Source organism: Streptomyces sp. NPDC048751, assembly GCF_043198595.1.
GTDB lineage: Bacteria > Actinomycetota > Actinomycetes > Streptomycetales > Streptomycetaceae > Streptomyces.
In genome coordinates, this window is record NZ_JBICUX010000008.1 from 17,637 (window position 1) to 36,246 (window position 18,610).

Annotated in this window: 17 protein-coding genes; 15 read left to right on the forward strand and 2 right to left on the reverse strand. The window is 70.9% G+C overall.

Translation table 11 applies throughout. The features are described from left to right. Positions 1 to 77: 77 nt before the first annotated feature. Entirely contained in the window at positions 78 to 1,880 is a 1,803-nt protein-coding gene (locus tag ACGFNV_RS24950) for a glycoside hydrolase family 15 protein (RefSeq protein ID WP_393625211.1), read from the reverse strand. Positions 1,881 to 2,390: 510 nt separating this feature from the next. On the opposite strand from ACGFNV_RS24950, the gene ACGFNV_RS24955 reads away from it, so the two are divergent. The 11 genes from ACGFNV_RS24955 (at position 2,391) to ACGFNV_RS25005 (ending at position 15,106) form a co-directional block, all read left to right on the forward strand. Continuing rightward, positions 2,391 to 4,040, forward strand: coding sequence for a CTP synthase (locus ACGFNV_RS24955; RefSeq protein WP_393625212.1), 1,650 nt, complete (start codon positions 2,391 to 2,393; stop codon positions 4,038 to 4,040). A 94-nt stretch (positions 4,041 to 4,134) separates the two neighbouring features. Then, on the forward strand, positions 4,135 to 4,761 hold the full coding sequence (locus ACGFNV_RS24960; RefSeq protein WP_393625213.1) for an NUDIX domain-containing protein: 627 nt from the start codon (positions 4,135 to 4,137) through the stop codon (positions 4,759 to 4,761). 175 nt (positions 4,762 to 4,936) lie between these two features. Then, positions 4,937 to 6,994: a tetratricopeptide repeat protein gene (locus ACGFNV_RS24965; protein WP_393625214.1), complete on the forward strand. Its 2,058-nt coding sequence runs from the start codon at positions 4,937 to 4,939 to the stop codon at positions 6,992 to 6,994. A gap of 135 nt (positions 6,995 to 7,129) precedes the next feature. Next, complete coding sequence (gene ald, locus ACGFNV_RS24970; RefSeq protein WP_393625215.1) at positions 7,130 to 8,254, forward strand: alanine dehydrogenase; 1,125 nt, start codon at positions 7,130 to 7,132, stop codon at positions 8,252 to 8,254. A gap of 396 nt (positions 8,255 to 8,650) precedes the next feature. Next, positions 8,651 to 9,775: a ParA family protein gene (locus ACGFNV_RS24975; protein WP_393625216.1), complete on the forward strand. Its 1,125-nt coding sequence runs from the start codon at positions 8,651 to 8,653 to the stop codon at positions 9,773 to 9,775. Next, on the forward strand, positions 9,760 to 10,344 hold the full coding sequence (locus tag ACGFNV_RS24980) for a hypothetical protein (protein ID WP_393625217.1): 585 nt from the start codon (positions 9,760 to 9,762) through the stop codon (positions 10,342 to 10,344). Before ACGFNV_RS24975 ends, ACGFNV_RS24980 begins: the two co-directional genes overlap by 16 nt. Before the next feature lie 18 nt (positions 10,345 to 10,362). Further along, positions 10,363 to 11,463 carry a segregation/condensation protein A gene (locus ACGFNV_RS24985; RefSeq protein WP_393625218.1) on the forward strand — a complete coding sequence of 367 codons (1,101 nt, stop codon included), beginning with the start codon at positions 10,363 to 10,365 and terminating at the stop codon, positions 11,461 to 11,463. Continuing rightward, a complete protein-coding gene (gene scpB, locus ACGFNV_RS24990; protein WP_393625219.1) occupies positions 11,460 to 12,155 on the forward strand; it encodes an SMC-Scp complex subunit ScpB in 696 nt (231 codons plus the stop codon). The genes ACGFNV_RS24985 and scpB overlap by 4 nt, the downstream gene beginning before the upstream one ends. After that, entirely contained in the window at positions 12,155 to 13,276 is a 1,122-nt protein-coding gene (locus tag ACGFNV_RS24995; protein ID WP_393625220.1) for a pseudouridine synthase, read from the forward strand. Before scpB ends, ACGFNV_RS24995 begins: the two co-directional genes overlap by 1 nt. 88 nt (positions 13,277 to 13,364) lie before the next feature. Next, entirely contained in the window at positions 13,365 to 14,084 is a 720-nt protein-coding gene (locus ACGFNV_RS25000; RefSeq protein WP_393625221.1) for an NUDIX domain-containing protein, read from the forward strand. Further along, a complete protein-coding gene (locus ACGFNV_RS25005) occupies positions 14,081 to 15,106 on the forward strand; it encodes an ADP-ribosylglycohydrolase family protein (protein WP_393625222.1) in 1,026 nt (341 codons plus the stop codon). Before ACGFNV_RS25000 ends, ACGFNV_RS25005 begins: the two co-directional genes overlap by 4 nt. A 23-nt stretch (positions 15,107 to 15,129) precedes the next feature. Here ACGFNV_RS25005 and ACGFNV_RS25010 read toward each other — a convergent pair whose 3' ends face one another. Beyond that, positions 15,130 to 15,534, reverse strand: coding sequence for a Rieske (2Fe-2S) protein (locus tag ACGFNV_RS25010; protein WP_393625223.1), 405 nt, complete (start codon positions 15,532 to 15,534; stop codon positions 15,130 to 15,132). Positions 15,535 to 15,729: 195 nt separating this feature from the next. On the opposite strand from ACGFNV_RS25010, the gene aroH reads away from it, so the two are divergent. The 4 genes from aroH to ACGFNV_RS25030 all read left to right on the forward strand — a co-directional run bounded on the left by aroH (position 15,730) and on the right by ACGFNV_RS25030 (position 18,604). Further along, on the forward strand, positions 15,730 to 16,092 hold the full coding sequence (gene aroH, locus ACGFNV_RS25015; protein ID WP_133929232.1) for a chorismate mutase: 363 nt from the start codon (positions 15,730 to 15,732) through the stop codon (positions 16,090 to 16,092). Further along, positions 16,089 to 17,174 (forward strand): prephenate dehydrogenase, encoded by a 1,086-nt coding sequence (locus ACGFNV_RS25020; RefSeq protein WP_393625224.1) that lies wholly within the window; start codon positions 16,089 to 16,091, stop codon positions 17,172 to 17,174. Before aroH ends, ACGFNV_RS25020 begins: the two co-directional genes overlap by 4 nt. 99 nt (positions 17,175 to 17,273) lie before the next feature. After that, positions 17,274 to 17,960, forward strand: coding sequence for a (d)CMP kinase (cmk, locus tag ACGFNV_RS25025; protein ID WP_393625225.1), 687 nt, complete (start codon positions 17,274 to 17,276; stop codon positions 17,958 to 17,960). Continuing rightward, complete coding sequence (locus ACGFNV_RS25030; RefSeq protein ID WP_393625226.1) at positions 17,957 to 18,604, forward strand: lysophospholipid acyltransferase family protein; 648 nt, start codon at positions 17,957 to 17,959, stop codon at positions 18,602 to 18,604. Before cmk ends, ACGFNV_RS25030 begins: the two co-directional genes overlap by 4 nt. Positions 18,605 to 18,610: the final 6 nt, after the last annotated feature.

Below are 18,610 nucleotides of genomic sequence, written 5' to 3' on the forward strand. Positions count from 1 at the left end.
CTCGAGGCGTCCGGCAGGGCTCACGGCACGAGGGGGGTGCGGGTCGTCGTCGGTCCTGTCCAGCCGTCGTACGCCGCTCAGCCGCCGTAGGCCCCGGACGCCGTCAGCCGCAGCGCGGTGTCGATGAGCGGGACGTGGCTGAAGGCCTGCGGGAAGTTGCCGACCTGGCGCTTGAGACGCGGGTCCCACTCCTCGGCGAGCAGACCGAGGTCGTTGCGCAGCGACAGCAGCTTCTCGAACAGCTTGCGCGCCTCGTCGACGCGGCCGATCATCGCCAGGTCGTCCGCCATCCAGAACGAGCAGGCGAGGAACGCGCCCTCGTCTCCGGGCAGCCCGTCGACGCCCTCGTTGTCGCCCGAGGTCGGGTAGCGCAGGATGAAGCCGTCCGGCGTGGACAGCTCGCGCTGGATCGCCTCGATGGTGCCGATGACGCGCTTGTCGTCCGGCGGCAGGAAACCCATCTGCGGGATGAGCAGCAAGGACGCGTCCAGCTCCTTGGAGCCGTAGGACTGCGTGAAGGTGTTGCGCTCCTTGTCGTAGCCCTTCTCGCAGACGTCCCGGTGGATGTCGTCGCGCAGCTCGCGCCACTTCTCCAGCGGGCCGTCCGCGTCGCCGGACTCGATCAGCTTGATGGTGCGGTCCACCGCGACCCAGGCCATGACCTTGGAGTGCACGAAGTGGCGGCGCGGGCCGCGCACCTCCCAGATGCCCTCGTCCGGCTCGTCCCAGTGGTCCTCGAGGTAGCGGATCAGCTTCAGCTGGAGGAGGGAGGCGTAGTCGTTGCGGGCCAGGCCGGTCATGTGGCCCAAATGCAGGGCCTCGGTGACCTCGCCGTAGACGTCGAGCTGGAGCTGGTGGGCGGCGCCGTTGCCGACGCGGACCGGCGCGGAGTTCTCGTAGCCGGGCAGCCAGTCCAGCTCCGCCTCGCCGAGCTCGCGCTCGCCGGCGATGCCGTACATGATCTGCAGGTTCTCGGGGTCGCCCGCGACCGCGCGCAGCAGCCACTCGCGCCAGGCGCGGGCCTCGTCGCGGTAGCCGGTGCGCAGCAGCGAGGACAGGGTGATCGCCGCGTCGCGCAGCCAGGTGTAGCGGTAGTCCCAGTTGCGGACGCCGCCGATGTCCTCGGGGAGCGAGGTCGTGGGGGCGGCGACGATGCCGCCGGTCGGGCCGTACGTCAGGGCCTTCAGCGTGATCAGGGAGCGGACCACGGCCTCACGGTAGGGGCCGTGGTACGTGCAGTGCTCGACCCACTCGCGCCAGAAGTCCTCAGTGGCCTGCAACGACTGCTCGGGCTCCGGCAGCGCGGGCGGCTCCTTGTGCGAGGGCTCCCAGGAGATCGTGAAGGCGATCCGGTCACCCGGGGCGACCGTGAAGTCCGCGTACGTCGTCAGCGACTTGCCGTAGGTCTCGGCCGTGGTGTCGAACCACACCGAGTCCGGGCCGGCGACGGCGACCGTGCGCCCCTCGTGCTTGTGCACCCACGGCACGACCCGGCCGTACGAGAAGCGCATCCGCAGGGCGGAGCGCATGGGCACGCGGCCCGAGACGCCCTCGACGATCCGGATCAGCTGCGGGGCGCCGTCACGCGGGGGCATGAAGTCCGTCACACGGACGGTGCCGCGGGGGGTGTCCCACTCGGATTCCAGGATCAGCGAGTCGCCGCGGTAGCTGCGCCGGGCCGCGGTCGGCGGCTCGGCGTCGGCGCCGTGCGCCGGGCCGAGCCGCCAGAAGCCGTGTTCCTCGGTGCCCAGCAGACCGGCGAAGATGGCGTGCGAGTCGAAGCGCGGCAGGCAGAGCCAGTCCACCGTGCCGTCACGGCAGACCAGCGCTGCTGTCTGCATGTCTCCGATGAGTGCGTAGTCTTCGATGCGCCCGGCCACGTGCAACTCCAGTCGAACGGCCACGTCGCCCCGCGAAAAGAACGGGGCATTCGCTAATGCGGTCAAGGGGTCTTGGGTATGCGTCGTTGAGCGGTGAAGCAAAGCAGTCGCCGGTGCCGTGTGGCAAAACGACAATTACTGCTCAACGAACTGACGAGCTCTCGTTGTTCCGGTGTGTATCGGCGGGGGTGTGCCGTGTTACCCGGCCGGGCTCGGCAGCGAGTGTCCGAGCAGGATACGACGCACGTAGATGATCTGCGTGCCGCTCCGTGCAACGCGGGTGGGCCGATCGGGTGAGCGGCAGGTGAGAAACGCGTGCTTGACGCGCGTCTGTGTCGACCTGTGAGCGGAGCGTGGCCGGAAGCCGTTCCCCGCGGTCGCTGATACCCTGGTAGCCCGTGGACCGGTGGGCTCGAAACCCCCGAACCGCAGCGACGGCGACCCCGGAAATCTCCGGCCGGGAGCCGTACCGCAACCCCAGACCGCGACCACGGGAGCCCCCTCTTGGCCATGCCGCCCAAATCTACGACGACCAAGCACATCTTCGTCACCGGGGGTGTCGCCTCCTCTCTCGGCAAGGGTCTCACCGCCTCCAGCCTCGGCATGCTGCTCAAGGCCCGGGGTCTGCGTGTCGTGATGCAGAAGCTCGACCCGTACCTGAACGTCGACCCGGGGACGATGAACCCGTTCCAGCACGGCGAGGTCTTCGTCACCAACGACGGCGCCGAGACCGACCTGGACATCGGACACTACGAGCGGTTCCTCGACCGCGACTTGGACGGCTCCGCCAATGTCACTACAGGCCAGGTCTACTCGACCGTCATCGCCAAGGAGCGGCGCGGCGAGTACCTGGGTGACACCGTGCAGGTCATCCCGCACATCACCAACGAAATCAAGCATCGCATCCGCCGTATGGCCACCGACGAGGTCGACGTGGTCATCACGGAGGTCGGCGGCACCGTCGGTGACATCGAGTCGCTGCCGTTCCTGGAGACGGTCCGCCAGGTGCGGCACGAGGTCGGCCGGGACAACGTCTTCGTCGTTCACATCTCGCTCCTGCCCTACATCGGTCCCTCGGGCGAGCTGAAGACCAAGCCCACCCAGCACTCGGTCGCCGCCCTGCGCAACATCGGTATCCAGCCGGACGCGATCGTCCTGCGCTGCGACCGCGAGGTCCCCACCGCCATCAAGCGCAAGATCTCCCTGATGTGCGACGTCGACGAGGCGGCGGTCGTGGCGTGCCCGGACGCGCGGTCCATCTACGACATTCCGAAGACCGTGCACGGCGAGGGCCTGGACGCCTATGTCGTCCGGAAGCTGGACCTGCCGTTCCGTGACGTGGACTGGACGACCTGGGACGACCTGCTCGACCGCGTCCACAACCCCGACCACGAGATCACCCTCGCGCTGGTCGGCAAGTACATCGACCTTCCCGACGCCTACCTCTCGGTCACCGAGGCCCTGCGGGCCGGCGGCTTCGCCAACCGGGCCCGCGTGAAGATCAAGTGGGTCACCTCGGACGACTGCAAGACCCCGGCAGGCGCCGCGCAGCAGCTCGGTGACGTCGACGGCATCTGCATCCCGGGCGGCTTCGGCGACCGCGGAGTCCTCGGCAAGGTCGGCGCGATCAAGTACGCCCGCGAGAACAAGATCCCGCTGCTCGGTCTCTGCCTCGGCCTGCAGTGCATCGTGATCGAGGCCGCGCGCAACCTGGCCGACATCCCCGACGCCAACTCCACCGAGTTCGACGCGGCCACCGCCCACCCGGTCATCTCCACCATGGCCGAGCAGCTCGACATCGTCGCCGGCGAGGGCGACATGGGCGGAACGATGCGCCTGGGCATGTACCCGGCCAAGCTGGCCGAGGACTCCATCGTGCGCGAGGTGTACGACGGCAAGGAGTACGTCGAGGAGCGCCACCGGCACCGCTACGAGGTGAACAACGCCTACCGTGCCGAGCTGGAGAAGAAGGCGGGCATCCTCTTCTCGGGCACCTCGCCCGACGGCAAGCTCGTCGAGTACGTCGAGTACCCCCGTGAGGCGCACCCCTACCTGGTCGCCACGCAGGCGCACCCGGAGCTGCGCTCGCGTCCGACCCGGCCGCACCCGCTGTTCGCCGGTCTCGTGAAGGCCTCGGTCGAGCGGAAGAATTCCAAGTAACACAACCGGTTGTACGGTGGCCGGGGTGCATACCTTCAATGGTGGGCACCCCGGTTTTGTTTTGGCTCGTGGCTGGCTTGTGGGAGGACGCGGCATGACGATCAAGGACACCCCCGAGGAGTGGGAGATCCGGGCGACGGAGACCCCCTTCGTGGGCGGCAAGACCTCCGTCCGCACCGACGAGGTGGTCATGCCGAACGGTGAGGTCGCCCGCCGCGACTACCAGGTCCACCCCGGTTCCGTGGCCGTCCTCGCCCTCGACGACGAGGACCGTGTCCTGCTCATCAAGCAGTACCGGCACCCCGTGCGCCACAAGCTGTGGGAGATCCCGGCCGGTCTGCTCGACGTGCCGGGCGAGAACCCGCTGCACGCCGCCCAGCGCGAGCTGTACGAGGAGGCGCACGTCAAGGCGGAGGACTGGCGGGTCCTGACCGACGTGTACACGACTCCCGGCGGCTGCGACGAGGCCGTACGGATCTTCCTCGCCCGTGGTCTGTCCGCTGCCGACGGACAGCGCTTCGAAGTCGAGGACGAGGAGGCCGACATGGAGCACGCGCGCGTGCCCGTCGAGGAACTCGTCCGGGGCGTGCTCGCGGGCGAGTTGCACAACAACTGCCTCGTCGTCGGCGTCCTCTCGCTCGTCGCCGCGCAGCAGGGCGACGGCCTCGACGCACTGCGTCCGGCGCAGGCGCCGTGGCCGGCGCGGCCCTTCGAGGCCTGATCCTCGGGGCGCGACACCGCTCTCCGCTGCCGGTGTGACGATCGCCTGATCCGATCGGGGGACCTCCCCGCCGCGCTCCTCACGGAACGTCGCAGAGCGTGAACTAGGCTCAGGAAAACAGCCCGGACCGGAGTCCCGGCGGGCTTGCGCGTGCGGTGGGACGGGAGTGTGGCCCGTGACGGATCAGGCGGTGGACACGGACGGAGCGCAGCTGTCGGGACACGCGGCCGCGGAGCCCCATTTCCTGGGCCGCACACGGGAGTTGAAGGAGCTGCGCGCCGACATCGAGCGCGCGGGACTGGACACCCTGTCCGGAAGGAAGGCCCCACGCGCGCGCGTGCTCCTCATCGCGGGCCGCCCCGGCTCCGGCCGTACGGCCCTCGCCGAGGAGCTCGTACGACAGGTCGCCGACCGCTACCCGGACGGGGTGCTGCGCGCCCGTCTGGGCGAGAGCGACGGCACGCCCGTGCCCGTCGGACGGGCCGCCCGCGAGTTGCTGACCGCCCTGGAGCTGCCGACGCCCGCCGGGGCCGCCGAGGACGACCTCACGGCGGCCCTGCGCGACGCCCTGGCCGACCGGCGTGTGCTGCTCCTGCTGGACGACGCGGCCGACGCCGAACAGGTCGACGCGCTGCTGCCGGACGCACCGGACTGCCTGGTCGTCGCCGTCTCCTCAGGTCCGCTGACCGGGATCTCCGACGTCCGCCCGTGCACGCTGGGCGGGCTGGACACCAAGTCCGCCCTGGAGCTGCTGACCCGCTACACCGGCTCGGTCCGCATCACCGTCGACCCCCGGGCCGCCGAGGGGCTCGTGGAAGAGTGCCAGGGCCAGCCCGCTGCCCTGACGCTGGCCGGCGGCTGGCTCGCCGCCCGCCCCAAGGCAGCCGTCTCCGACCTGGCCAAACAACTGCGCTCCGACGGCAACGAGGGCACCCCCCTCAGCCGGGTCTTCCGGCTCACCCATGGGCTGCTGCCCACCCCGGCCGCCCGGATCCTGCGCCTGCTCGCCCTCGCCCCGGCCGGACTCGTCGACCCGCACACCGCCTCCGCGCTCGCCGGCTGCTCGGTCGGCACCGCCCGCACCACCCTCGACGACTTCGTCGCCCTGGGCCTGCTGCGGTCCGTCGACTCGCCGCTGCCGCAGTACGAGGTGCCCGGCTGCCTGTATCCGCTGTTCAAGGCCCTCGCCCACACCCAGGAGCGCCCGGCCGAGCTCCAGCTGGCGCGGGCCCGCATGCTGGAGCGGACGGTACGGCTGCTGCAGTCCTGCCGGGCGATCACCGAGACCGACGACCTCGAGGCGCGCGAGAAGCTCCAGGACATGCCGCGCGCCCTGCGCTTCCCCACCCCCAGGGCGGCCGCCGACTGGCTGCGCATCCGCAGGCCCAGCCTGCTCGCCGCGGCCCGCCTGGCGGTCGCCGACGGCGAGGTGGACACGCTGGCGCGCCGCCTGATGTCCCAGCTGGTCAGGGCGCTGGTCGCGCACGTCGGCACCCAGGCGGCCGCGCCCGACCTCTACGACATCCACGGGCTCGTCCTGGACGTGGCCGAGCGCCGTGGCCTGCACCGCGAGCGGGCCGCCGCCCTGCTGAACCTCGCCGACGTCGACGCCCGCACCGGCCGAACGGCGGACGCGCTGGCGCGCTACCGGGCCGCGCTGGACGCCGGACGGGAGGCGAACGACCCGTACGCGACGGGGCGCGCGATGGAATCCGTAGGGGGCGCGCACCTGGAGCTCGGGGACTACGACCGGGCCGCCGACTGGTTCGGCCGGGCCCTCGCCCAGCGGCTGGCCCGGGACGAGCGCGTGGAGGCCGCCCGGCTGTACGGCAGGATCGCCGCCGCCCACACCTACGCGGGCCGCTACGGCGAGGCACAGCGGGCCTGGCGGGCCGCTCTCGCCGGATACCGCAGGGCCGGTGATGTGGCGGCCCACGCGCGGGCGTTGAGCGAGCTGGCGCGGGTCCAGGAGTACGCGGGCCGGCCCGAGGAGTCGCTGCGCACCTGTCAGGAGGCCGTGGAGTGGGCGCGGCGCGCGGAGGACGTACGCCTCCAGGCCGCGCTGCACCTGCGGATCGCCGACACCCTGGAGCACCTCGGCGACCCCACGGCGGCTCGGATGCACCGCGGCGCCGCCGAGCGGATGCTGGGGGAGGAGGCCCCGGAACATGATTCCTCCCCGGAACAGGGAGGCAACGCCTGCGAAATCCGTAGTGCATCTGCTGAAGATTGATGCAATGGAAGGCTAGACAGCGGGTACACCTTCATTAGACTGGCTCCACCGCATGTTCTCCTGCGGTTATCCCGGTGTGCCCGTGCATGCCCGGGTATGTATCGCTATGCCCCCACGCCCTCTGAGCCAAGGACCGTGATCGACGTGAAGGTCGGCATTCCCCGCGAGGTCAAGAACAACGAGTTCCGGGTGGCCATCACCCCCGCCGGCGTGCACGAGCTGGTGCGCCACGGCCACGAGGTCGTCGTCGAGCGCGGCGCCGGTGTCGGCTCCTCCATCCCCGACGCCGAGTACGTCACCGCCGGTGCCGAGATCCTGGACACCGCCGACGAGGTGTGGGCCGCCGCGGACCTGCTGCTGAAGGTCAAGGAACCCATCGCCGAGGAGTACCACCGCCTCCGCAAGGACCAGACGCTCTTCACCTACCTGCACCTGGCCGCCTCCAAGGAGTGCACCGACGCGCTCGTCGAGTCCGGCACCACGGCGATCGCGTACGAGACCGTCGAGCTCCCCAACCGCGCGCTCCCGCTGCTCGCCCCCATGTCCGAGGTCGCGGGCCGGCTCGCCCCGCAGGTCGGCGCCTACCACCTGATGCGCGCCAACGGCGGCCGCGGTGTGCTGCCCGGCGGTGTCCCCGGCGTGCTGGCCGGCCGGGCCGTCGTCATCGGCGGCGGTGTCTCCGGCTGGAACGCCGCGCAGATCGCCATCGGCATGGGCTTCCACGTGACCCTGCTCGACAAGGACATCAACAAGCTCAAGGAGGCCGACCGGGTCTTCGGCACGAAGATCCAGACGGTCGTCTCCAACGCCTTCGAACTGGAGAAGGCGTGCCTGGAGGCCGACCTCGTCATCGGCGCCGTGCTCATCCCGGGCGCCAAGGCCCCGAAGCTGGTCACCAACGAGCTCGTGTCGCGCATGAAGCCGGGAAGTGTCCTTGTCGACATCGCGATCGACCAGGGCGGCTGCTTCGAGGACTCCCGCCCGACCACCCATGCCGAGCCGAGCTTCCGGGTCCACAACTCGGTCTTCTACTGCGTCGCCAACATGCCCGGCGCGGTCCCCAACACCTCCACCTACGCCCTCACCAACGCCACGCTGCCCTACATCGTCGAACTCGCCGACAAGGGCTGGGTGGAGGCGCTGCGCCGTGACCCCGCGCTGGCCAAGGGCCTCAACACGCATGACGGCAAGGTCGTTTACCGCGAGGTGGCGGAGGCGCACGGCCTGGAGCACGTCGACTTGGCGTCCTTGCTCGGCTGAGTCACCAAGTCACCATTTGGCAAAAGGCGATACGTCAACAGAGATCGTCAACGCCGCGCACCAGGCCGGACCTTGCCCGACAAGGTCCGGCCAGATGTGTGTATGGTCACTTTGCGACTCTCGGTCAACTCGCCTCGAACGTAACCCTTCGACCGATTCGCACACCGGCGAAACCTACCGTGCGACGGCCGTACGCCCTTGACAGCGGGATGTTTCATTGCCGACACATCCTGCCGGGTCCGGCGGATTGTGTTGCTGCGGACCGCCGACACGCCATAGAGTCGCCAACCGTCGGCATGGTGCCACGCTGACCTGTCTAGAAGTTTCCTGGTCACCAAGGAGGTAAGACGACTTGTGAATGAGTCGACATTTTCTCCCGGGGGTGGTCAACCAGGAATGCCCGCACAGGCCCAGGGCCCCGCGGGGTTCGAGGCTGTCGGCTCCGTCGCGGTGCGCACCTTCGCAGCCCACCAGAGTCCGCAGGCGACTCGGACACACCACAGCATGGATGGCCATCACGTGAACGCCATGGCCGGCGACGGAAGTGGCGCGCCCCACAACCACTTCGCCGACTACGACGAACTGCCCGAAGGGCACTTCTACGACCCCGACGCCGAGTACGAGCCGGACCCCGAGTACGCGGCCACGCTCGCGCCCGACGCTGCCCGCCAGCGCCGCGAGCGCATCGGCCCCACCGGCCGCCCGCTGCCGTACTTCCCGATCCCGGGCCCGCTGACCGACCACGGCCCCGCGAAGATCATCGCGATGTGCAACCAGAAGGGCGGCGTCGGCAAGACGACGTCGACCATCAACCTGGGTGCCGCGCTCGCGGAGTACGGACGTCGCGTGCTGCTCGTGGACTTCGACCCGCAGGGCGCGCTGTCGGTCGGACTCGGTGTCAATCCGATGGAGCTCGACCTCACCGTCTACAACCTGCTCATGGAGCGGGGGATGGCGGCCGACGAGGTGCTCCTGAAGACGGCGGTCCCCAACATGGACCTGCTCCCGAGCAACATCGACCTGTCCGCCGCCGAGGTCCAGCTGGTGAGCGAGGTCGCGCGCGAGTCGACGCTGCAGCGGGCGCTGAAGCCGCTGCTGCCCGACTACGACTACATCGTGATCGACTGTCAGCCCTCGCTCGGCCTGCTCACGGTCAACGCCCTGACGGCCGCGCACAAGGTGATCGTGCCGCTCGAGTGCGAGTTCTTCGCCCTGCGCGGTGTGGCACTGCTGACGGAGACCATCGAGAAGGTCCAGGAGCGGCTCAACCCCGAGCTGGAGCTCGACGGGATCCTCGCCACGATGTACGACTCCCGGACCGTGCACAGCCGTGAGGTGCTGGCGCGGGTCGTCGAGGCGTTCGACGACCACGTCTACCACACGGTCATCGGGCGCACGGTGCGCTTCCCGGAGACCACGGTCGCCGGTGAGCCGATCACCACGTACGCCTCCAACTCCGTCGGTGCCGCCGCCTACCGCCAGCTCGCCAGGGAGGTGCTCGCCCGGTGTCACGCCGAGTGAGTCTGCCGGGGGCCGACGAACTGTTCCGTACGACAGGGGGAATGGCGCTCCAACCGTCCACTCCCCGGCGAGGGGCCAACGGTGAGGCCCGGGTGCCGGCTCCCGCGGGGGAGAGCGACGGGGTGGCCGGGTCGCCCGCGTCCGAGGACGCACCGCAGTCCGTGCCCGCGCAGGGCGGGGACGGCGAGGGCGCGGAGCACGTGGCGGTGGAGGCGGAGGCGGCCGACGCGGGGGAGTCCCGCAGCAGGTCCGCCGCCGCTGCCGCTGAGCGGTCACCGCGGCGGCAGGGAGCGGCGCAGGAAGGTTCTGCCGCGGCGGCCCCCAAGAAGCGGGGCCGGGCGGCCTCGCGGCGGCCCAGCGGGCGGGAACGGCACGACGAGAAGATCACGGTGTACGTGTCCGCCGAGGAGCTCATGGACCTGGAGCACGCGCGGCTGGTGCTCCGGGGCGAGCACGGGCTGGCTGTCGACCGGGGGCGCATCGTGCGCGAGGCGGTGGCCGTGGTGCTGGCCGATCTGGAGTCCCGGGGTGACGCGAGCATCCTCGTACGACGGCTGCGTGGGCGGTAGCGGTAGCCTGCGGGGGCCATGACCTCGAACGAAGCCCCAGTCCCGTCCTCCGGCTCGGCCGGTCGTCGGCGTGTGCTGGGGCGGGGGCCGGGCGCGGCGCCCGTCGAGTCGGCGCCTGCCGAGCCGGAGCCCGAGGTGGTCGCACCGGAGCCGGTCCCTGAGCCGGTTTCTCACGAAACCGTTCCCCAAGAACCCGCTCCGGAGGAACCCGGGGCGCAGGAGCCCGAGGCGCAGGAGCCCGAGGCGCAGGAGCCCGAGGCGCAGGAGCCCGCTGCGCAGGAACCCCTTCCGGAGCCTCGGGAAACCCCCGACGGTGTCTTCAAGGTTCGGCTCGCCAACTTCGAGGGGCCGTTCGATCTGCTCCTGCAGCTGATCTCGAAGCACAAGCTCGATGTCACCGAAGTCGCGCTGTCGAAGGTGACCGACGAGTTCATGGCGCACATCCGGGCCATGGGGCCGGACTGGGACCTGGACCAGACGACCGAGTTCCTCGTCGTGGCCGCCACGTTGCTCGACCTGAAGGCCGCTCGGCTGCTGCCCGCCGCCGAGGTGGAGGACGAGGCCGACCTGGCGCTGCTCGAAGCGCGGGACCTGCTCTTCGCGCGGCTGTTGCAGTACCGGGCCTACAAACAGATCGCGGACATCTTCAACGCGCGGCTCGTGGAGGAGGCCAGGCGGTATCCGCGTACCGTCGGGCTGGAGCCGCACCACGCCGAGTTGTTGCCCGAAGTGGTCATCAGCATCGGGGCGGAAGGGTTCGCCAGGCTGGCGGTCAAGGCGATGCAGCCCAAGCCCAAGCCGCAGGTGTACGTCGACCACATTCACGCGCCGCTGGTCAGCGTCCAGGAGCAGGCCGGGATCGTGGTCGCGCGGCTCAGGGAGCTGGGAGAGGCCAGCTTCCGGGACCTGGTGGCGGACACCGAGGACACCCTCACCGTCGTGGCGCGCTTCCTCGCGCTGCTGGAGCTGTACCGCGAGAAGGCCGTCGCTCTCGATCAGGAGGCCGCGCTCGGTGAGCTGATGGTGCGGTGGACCGGCGGGGACGGGGAAGCCGAGCCCATGGTGACCGACGAGTTCGACCGGCCGCCCGAGAAGCCGAAGGAGGAGCAGAAGGCGTGAGTGAGGACACCCTCGATGCCACCACCGACGCCGTCGACGCCCCGGCCGGGCTGCGTGCCGTCGCCGATCTCGACCTCAAGCCCGCGCTGGAGGCCGTGCTCATGGTCGTGGACGAGCCCGCGACCGAGGAGCACCTGGCGAAGATACTGGAGCGGCCCCGGCGGCTGATCGCGGACGCGCTGCGCGAGCTGGCCGACGAGTACACCGTGCAGGGCCGCGGCTTCGAGCTGCGGTACGTGGCGGGCGGCTGGCGGTTCTACAGCCGTGCCGAGTACGCCCCGGCCGTGGAGGGCTTCGTCCTGGACGGCCAGCAGGCCCGCCTCACCCAGGCCGCTTTGGAGACGCTGGCGGTCGTCGCCTACCGTCAGCCGGTGAGCCGCAGCCGCGTCTCGGCCGTGCGGGGGGTCAACTGCGACGGGGTCATGCGCACCCTCCTCCAACGCGGTCTGGTCGAGGAGGCGGGCACGGAACCCGAAACAGGTGCGATCCTGTACGTGACGACGAACTACTTCCTGGAGCGGATGGGCCTGCGCGGTCTGGACGAGCTCCCGGAGCTCGCGCCCTTCCTCCCGGAGGCGGAGGCGATCGAGGCCGAGACCCAGGAAGGGGTGCCCTCGTTCGATCCGGACGCACCGGACACGGACGACGAACGCCCGACGTACATGCCTGACACGACGACGACGGAACTTTGATGCGAAGCAGCAGCGGCAGGAACAGCAGCGGAAACAACGGCGGGAGCCGTGGTGGCAACAGCGGCGGCCGCGGCGGGAGCAGCGGGGGCCGCGGCAACTACCGCGGCGCCGGTAACAACCGCGACGACAAGCCGGGCGGCCGGCCGAAGAAGCCGCGCCCGGAGGAGCGGCGCTACGACGTGGGCCCCGGCGGGACCCAGGACGGCCCGAAGTCGGGGCGTGGCGCCTCGGCGCGCGGCGGCGCCAAGGGCGGCCCCAAGCAGGGCCAGGGCACCGGACGCGGCCGCACGGCTCCGGCGAGCTCCCGTGAGTACGACGCCCGTGCCGAGGAGCGCAACCGCGAGCGGTACGCGGGCAAGAAGGACGTCAAGCTCCCCAAGACCTTCCCCGGCGCCGAGCAGGAGGGCGAGCGGCTGCAGAAGGTCCTCGCGCGCGCGGGCTACGGCTCCCGGCGTGCCTGTGAGGAGCTGATCGAGCAGGCGCGGGTCGAGGTCAACGGCGAGATCGTCCTGGAGCAGGGCAAGCGGGTCGACCCGGAGAAGGACGAGGTCAAGGTCGACGGGCTGACGGTCGCGACGCAGTCGTACCAGTTCTTCTCGCTGAACAAGCCGGCCGGTGTCGTCTCCACCATGGAGGACAACGAGGGACGGCAGTGCCTCGGCGACTACGTCACCAACCGTGAGACGCGGCTCTTCCACGTCGGCCGGCTCGACACCGAGACCGAGGGCGTGATCCTGCTCACCAACCACGGCGAGCTGGCGCATCGGCTGACCCACCCCAAGTACGGCGTGAAGAAGGTCTACCTCGCGCACATCGTGGGCCCGATCCCCCGCGACCTGGGCAAGAAGCTCAAGGACGGCATCCAGCTGGAGGACGGGTACGCCCGCGCGGACCACTTCCGGGTCGTCGAGCAGACCGGCAAGAACTACCTCGTCGAGGTCACGCTGCACGAGGGGCGCAAGCACATCGTCCGCCGCATGCTGGCCGAGGCCGGCTTCCCGGTCGACAAGCTGGTGCGGGTCGCCTTCGGACCGATCACCCTCGGCGACCAGAAGTCGGGCTGGCTGCGCCGGCTGTCGAACACCGAGGTCGGGATGCTGATGAAGGAAGTCGACCTCTAAGGCTCACAGGGCCCGTGGGCTCCAAGGGCTTGTGACGAACCTCCACCCCCTTTTATAGTCTTGGTGACTATAAAAGGGGGTGGAGGTCATGCAGGGCTACGACAAGTACGCCCACGAACCCTTCGCCGTCACCGTCGACCTCGCCGTGTTCACCCTCCGCGAGGGCGCCCTGCACGTGCTGCTCGTCGAGCGCGGACAGGAGCCCTACGCCGGGCACTGGGCGCTGCCCGGAGGGTTCGTGCAGCCGGACGAGTCCGCGGAGACGGCCGCCCGGCGTGAACTCGCAGAGGAGACCGGCCTGTCGGACGTGCGGGGGCTGCACCTGGAACAGCTGCGCACCTACAGCGAACCCGACCGCGACCCCCGTATGCGGGTGGTGTCCGTCGCGTTCGCCGCGCTGCTGCCGCACCCGCCCGAGCCGCACGGCGGCAGCGACGCGAGCGACGCCCGCTGGGTCCCGTACGACTCCGCCGGGCCGCTCGCCTTCGACCACGACACGATCCTGGCCGACGCCCACGAACGCGTCGGCGCCAAGCTCGAGTACACCTGCCTCGCCACCGCCTTCTGCCCGCCCGAGTTCACCCTCGGGGAACTCCAGGAGGTCTACGAGACCGTGTGGGGCACCGGGCTCGACCGGCCCAACTTCCGCCGCAAGGTGCTCTCCACACCCGGCTTCGTCGAAGCCGTCCCCGGCGCCGCCCGGCTGACCGGCGGTCGCGGCAAACCGGCCGCGCTGTACCGCGCGGGCACCGCCACCGCCCTGCACCCGCCCCTGCTTCGACCCTCCCGGGAAGGACGCCCCGCATGACCGCCTCCACCACCGTCCGCAAGCGCGCCGCCACCGGGACGCTGCTCGGTCTCGCCCTCGGGGACGCCCTGGGCTTCCCGACGGAGTTCAACGACGTGCCGTCGATCCTCGCCAAGTGCGGCCCCTGGCGGCGGATGGAGCTGATCACGCCCGCGATCGTCAGCGACGACACGCAGATGACGCTGGCGGTGGCGCACGGGCTGCGGGCCGCCATGGACCGAGGGGTGCTCGGGCCGGAGCAGATGGCCGAGGCCGTACGGAAGGAGTTCATCGCCTGGAACCGCTCCCCGGAGAACAACAGGGCGCCCGGCAACACCTGCCTGACCGCCTGTGACCTGCTGGAGCGTCCTGGCGTCCCGTGGCGGGACGCCAGCCAGATCCACTCCAAGGGCTGCGGTGCCAACATGCGCGTAGCGCCGGTCGGCCTCGCGCCCGGACTCAGCGACGAACAGCGCGCGGGTGCCGCCCAGTTGCAGTCCGCCCTCACGCACGGCCACCCCACCGCGCTCGCCGCCTCCGACCTCACCGCGCACGCCGTACGGCTGCTCGCCCAGGGCGTCGATCCGGCCGGACTCGTCGGGCTGCTGCGGTCGTACGCCCTCGACAACCGCTCCCACTACCACCACGCGTGGCTCGGCGACCTGTGGACCCGGAGTCAGGACCCCACACCCGAGCACTTCATCGCGCGCGGCTGGGACGAGTGCCTGGCGATCCTGGAGCGGCTCCGGGACGCCGTACGGACCGTCTCGCCCGAGACCGACCCGTGCCTGGCCACCGGGGAGGGCTGGATCGCGGAGGAGGCGCTGGCCACCGGGCTGCTGTGCTTCCTGCTCTTCGTCGACGAACCGCTCACCGCGCTGCGCCGGGCCGCCTGCAGCTCCGGCGACTCCGACTCGATCGCCTGCCTGACCGGTGCCTTCGCGGGTGCCTACCTGGGCGCCGAGGCATGGCCGACGGAGTGGGCCGACCGGATCGAGTACCACGGCGAACTGGTGACGCTCGGGGCGCTCTGGGACCTCTGAGGATCTCTGGGACCTCTGAGGACCTACGTCATGCGGATCGACTCGCCGTCGACCGTGATCTGCTTCGCGGGCAGCGGCCTGGTCGCCGGGCCGTTGGCCACCGAGCCGTTCTCGATGTGGAACCTGCTCCCGTGACAGGGGCAGTCGATGGTGCCGTCCGCCACGGTGCCCACCGTGCAGCCCTGATGCGTGCAGATCGCCGAGAAGGCCTTGAAGTCACCTTTCGTCGGCTGGGTCACCACGACCTTCTCGTCCTTGAAGATCTTGCCGCCGCCCACCGGGATGTCGGCCGTCCTGGCCAGCCCCTGCCCGGAGGTCGCAGAGGAGCCGCCCCCGCCGTCGCCGTCGTTGCCGCAGCCGACGGCGAGCGCCGCCGCGCCCGTCGCGGTCGCGAGGAGAACGGTGCGTCGCGTCGCGGGATGAGTCATGTCGTCACTCCGAGGGTGCGGAAGGAAGTCGCACCCAGAGAATGCCATAAAACGGACGTTTCTTACGTTTGGTGGTCCACAGTGGGTTCCCCCGCTCGGGGCGTCTCAGAGGGCGGGCGACTGCACCGGTGGTCCCCGGCCTGACTACGCTGGACGAGCGCAGAGCCGATACGTACGGGAGCAAGGAGCGGTGCCGTGGCGGTACGAGCGGTCCGGGGGGCCGTCCAGTTGGAGCGGGACGAGGCCGGACACATGGACGAGCAGGTCGGAGCCCTGCTCACCGCCATCCTGGAGCGGAACTCCCTCACGGCCGAGGACCTGATCAGCATCTGGTTCACGGCCACGCCCGACCTGCACAGCGACTTCCCGGCGGCCGCCGCCCGCAAGCTCGGCATCGTCGACGTACCGCTGATCTGCGCCCAGGAACTCGACATCGCGGGCGCCATGCCCCGCGTCGTCCGGGTCCTCGCGCACATCGAGTCCGACCGGGCCCGCGCCGACATCAGCCACGTCTACCTCGGCGCCGCGGCCGCCCTGCGCAAGGACATCGCCCAGTGAGAACCGCACTAGTCATCGGAACCGGGCTCATCGGTACGTCCGCCGCCCTCGCCCTCGCCCAACGGGGCGTCGTCGTCCACCTCGCCGACCACGACCCCGAGCAGGCCCGTACGGCGGCCGCGCTCGGCGCCGGCACGGACGAGGCCCCCGGGGGTCCCGTGGACCTCGCGCTGGTCGCCGCGCCGCCCGCCCATGTCGCCGGGGTGCTCGCCGACGCCATGCGCCGGGGCGTGGCCCGCGGCTACCTCGACGTGGCCAGCGTCAAGGGCGGCCCGCGCCGCGAGCTGGAGGAGCTCGGCCTCGACCTGTCCTCGTACATCGGCTCGCACCCCATGTCGGGCCGTGAGAAGTCCGGCCCGCTGGCCGCGACCGGCGACCTCTTCGAGGGCCGGCCCTGGGTGCTCACACCGACCCGGGACACCGACACCGAGGTGCTGAACCTCGCCCTGGAACTGGTCTCGCACTGCCGGGCCGTCCCGGTGGTGATGGACGCCGACGCCCACGACCGCGCGGTGGCGCTGGTCTCCCACATGCCCCACCTGGTCTCCAGCATGGTCGCCGCCCGCCTGGAGAACGCCGAGGAGGCCGCCGTACGGCTGTGCGGGCAGGGCATCCGGGACGTGACCCGGATCGCCGCCTCCGACCCCCGGATGTGGATCGACATCCTCTCCGCCAACCCGGGGCCGGTCGCCGACCTGCTCGCGGACGTCTCCGCCGACCTCGACGAGACCGTGCGGGCCCTGCGCGCGCTGCAGTCCTCCGACGAGGACAAGCGGCGCGAGGGCACCGCCGGCGTCGAGGACATCCTGCGCCGCGGCAACGCCGGCCAGGTCCGTGTCCCCGGCAAGCACGGGTCCGCTCCGCGGGCCTACGAGGTCGTGGCCGTGCTCATCGACGACCAGCCCGGTCAGCTGGCCCGCATCTTCGCGGACGCGGGGCGGGCGGGGGTCAACATCGAGGACGTACGGATCGAGCACGCGACGGGCCGGCAGGCGGGCCTCGTGCAGCTGATGGTGGAGCCGAAGGCGGCGGCGGTCCTGACGGCCGCGCTGCGCGAGCGCGGGTGGGCGATCCGGCAGTAGGGCGTGCGGCCGGACGAGTGACGCGTACCCAGTAACCTTGTGCGGGGCACGTTCGCGCCCCGTACACCCCACCGCACCGCACCAGGAAGGTGTTCCCCCGTGGAAAACGGCGCCGCCCAGCCCGTGATTGTCGCCATCGACGGCCCCGCCGGCACCGGCAAGTCGAGCACGTCGAAGGCCGTGGCGGCGCAGCTCGGCCTCAGCTACCTGGACACCGGTGCTCAGTACCGGGCGATCACGTGGTGGATGGTGACCAACGGCATCGACCTCGACGACCCGTCCGCGATCGCCGCCGTGGCCGGCAAGCCCGAGATCGTCTCCGGCACCGACCCGGCCGACCCCACCATCGGGGTCGACGGCGTGGACGTCTCCGGCCCGATCCGCACCCAGGAGGTCTCCTCCAAGGTCAGCGCCGTCAGCGCGGTGCCGGAGGTGCGGACGCGGATCACCGAGCTGCAGCGCTCGCTGGCGAGCTCCGCCGAGAAGGGCATCGTCGTCGAGGGCCGCGACATCGGCACGACCGTGCTGCCGGACGCCGACCTGAAGATCTTCCTCACCGCCTCCCCGGAGGCGCGTGCCGCCCGCCGCAGCGGCGAGCTGAAGGGTGCCGACGTCCACGCCACCCGCGAGGCGCTGATCAAGCGGGACGCGGCCGACTCCAGCCGCAAGACCTCGCCGCTCGCCAAGGCGGACGACGCGGTCGAGGTGGACACGACCGAGCTGACGCTCGCGCAGGTCGTCGAGTGCGTCGTCACGCTCGTCGAGGAGAAGCGGGCCGCGAAGTGACCGAGCTGCCATCGGCGCGGGGTGCCGAGGTCGGGCGACGCATCGGCGTCGGCCTGATGTACGGCCTGTGGCGGCCGCGCGTCCTCGGCGCCTGGAGGGTGCCCGCCACCGGGCCGTTGATCTTCGCCGTCAACCACTCGCACAACATCGACGGCCCGATGGTCATGGGCGTGGCGCCCCGGCCGACGCACTTCCTGATCAAGAAGGAAGCGTTCATCGGACCGCTCGACCCCTTCCTGACCGGCATCGGCCAGCTGAAGGTGGACCGCGACACGACCGACCGCACGGCGATCACCAGGGCGCTGGGCGTGCTGGAGAACGGGGGAGTGCTGGGCATCTTCCCCGAGGGCACCCGGGGCGAGGGCGACTTCGCCTCCCTGCGGGCCGGACTCGCCTACTTCGCGGTGCGCGGCGGTGCCCCGATCGTGCCGGTCGCGGTGCTGGGAAGTTCCGACCGGCCCGGACGGTTGATAAAGGGGCTGCCTCCGCTGCGCGGCCGCGTCGACGTCGTCTTCGGCGACCCTTTCGAGGCGGGCGACGGCAGCGGACGGCGTACGCGCAAGGCGCTGGACGAGGCGACCGTGCGCATCCAGAAGCAGCTCACCGCACACCTGGAAAACGCCAGGCGGCTCACCGGCCGCTAGGCGACC

Bases quoted from the DNA above. Each gene is read 5' to 3' on its own strand.
- ACGFNV_RS24955 (WP_393625212.1), top strand. From the start codon at position 2,391: ATGCCGCCCAAATCTACGACGACCAAGCACATCTTCGTCACCGGGGGT.
- ACGFNV_RS24960 (WP_393625213.1), top strand. From the start codon at position 4,135: ATGACGATCAAGGACACCCCCGAGGAGTGGGAGATCCGGGCGACGGAG.
- ACGFNV_RS24975 (WP_393625216.1), top strand. From the start codon at position 8,651: ATGCCCGCACAGGCCCAGGGCCCCGCGGGGTTCGAGGCTGTCGGCTCC.
- ACGFNV_RS24985 (WP_393625218.1), top strand. From the start codon at position 10,363: ATGACCTCGAACGAAGCCCCAGTCCCGTCCTCCGGCTCGGCCGGTCGT.
- ACGFNV_RS24995 (WP_393625220.1), top strand. From the start codon at position 12,155: ATGCGAAGCAGCAGCGGCAGGAACAGCAGCGGAAACAACGGCGGGAGC.
- ACGFNV_RS25000 (WP_393625221.1), top strand. From the start codon at position 13,365: ATGCAGGGCTACGACAAGTACGCCCACGAACCCTTCGCCGTCACCGTC.
- ACGFNV_RS25005 (WP_393625222.1), top strand. From the start codon at position 14,081: ATGACCGCCTCCACCACCGTCCGCAAGCGCGCCGCCACCGGGACGCTG.
- ACGFNV_RS25010 (WP_393625223.1), bottom strand. From the start codon at position 15,534: ATGACTCATCCCGCGACGCGACGCACCGTTCTCCTCGCGACCGCGACG.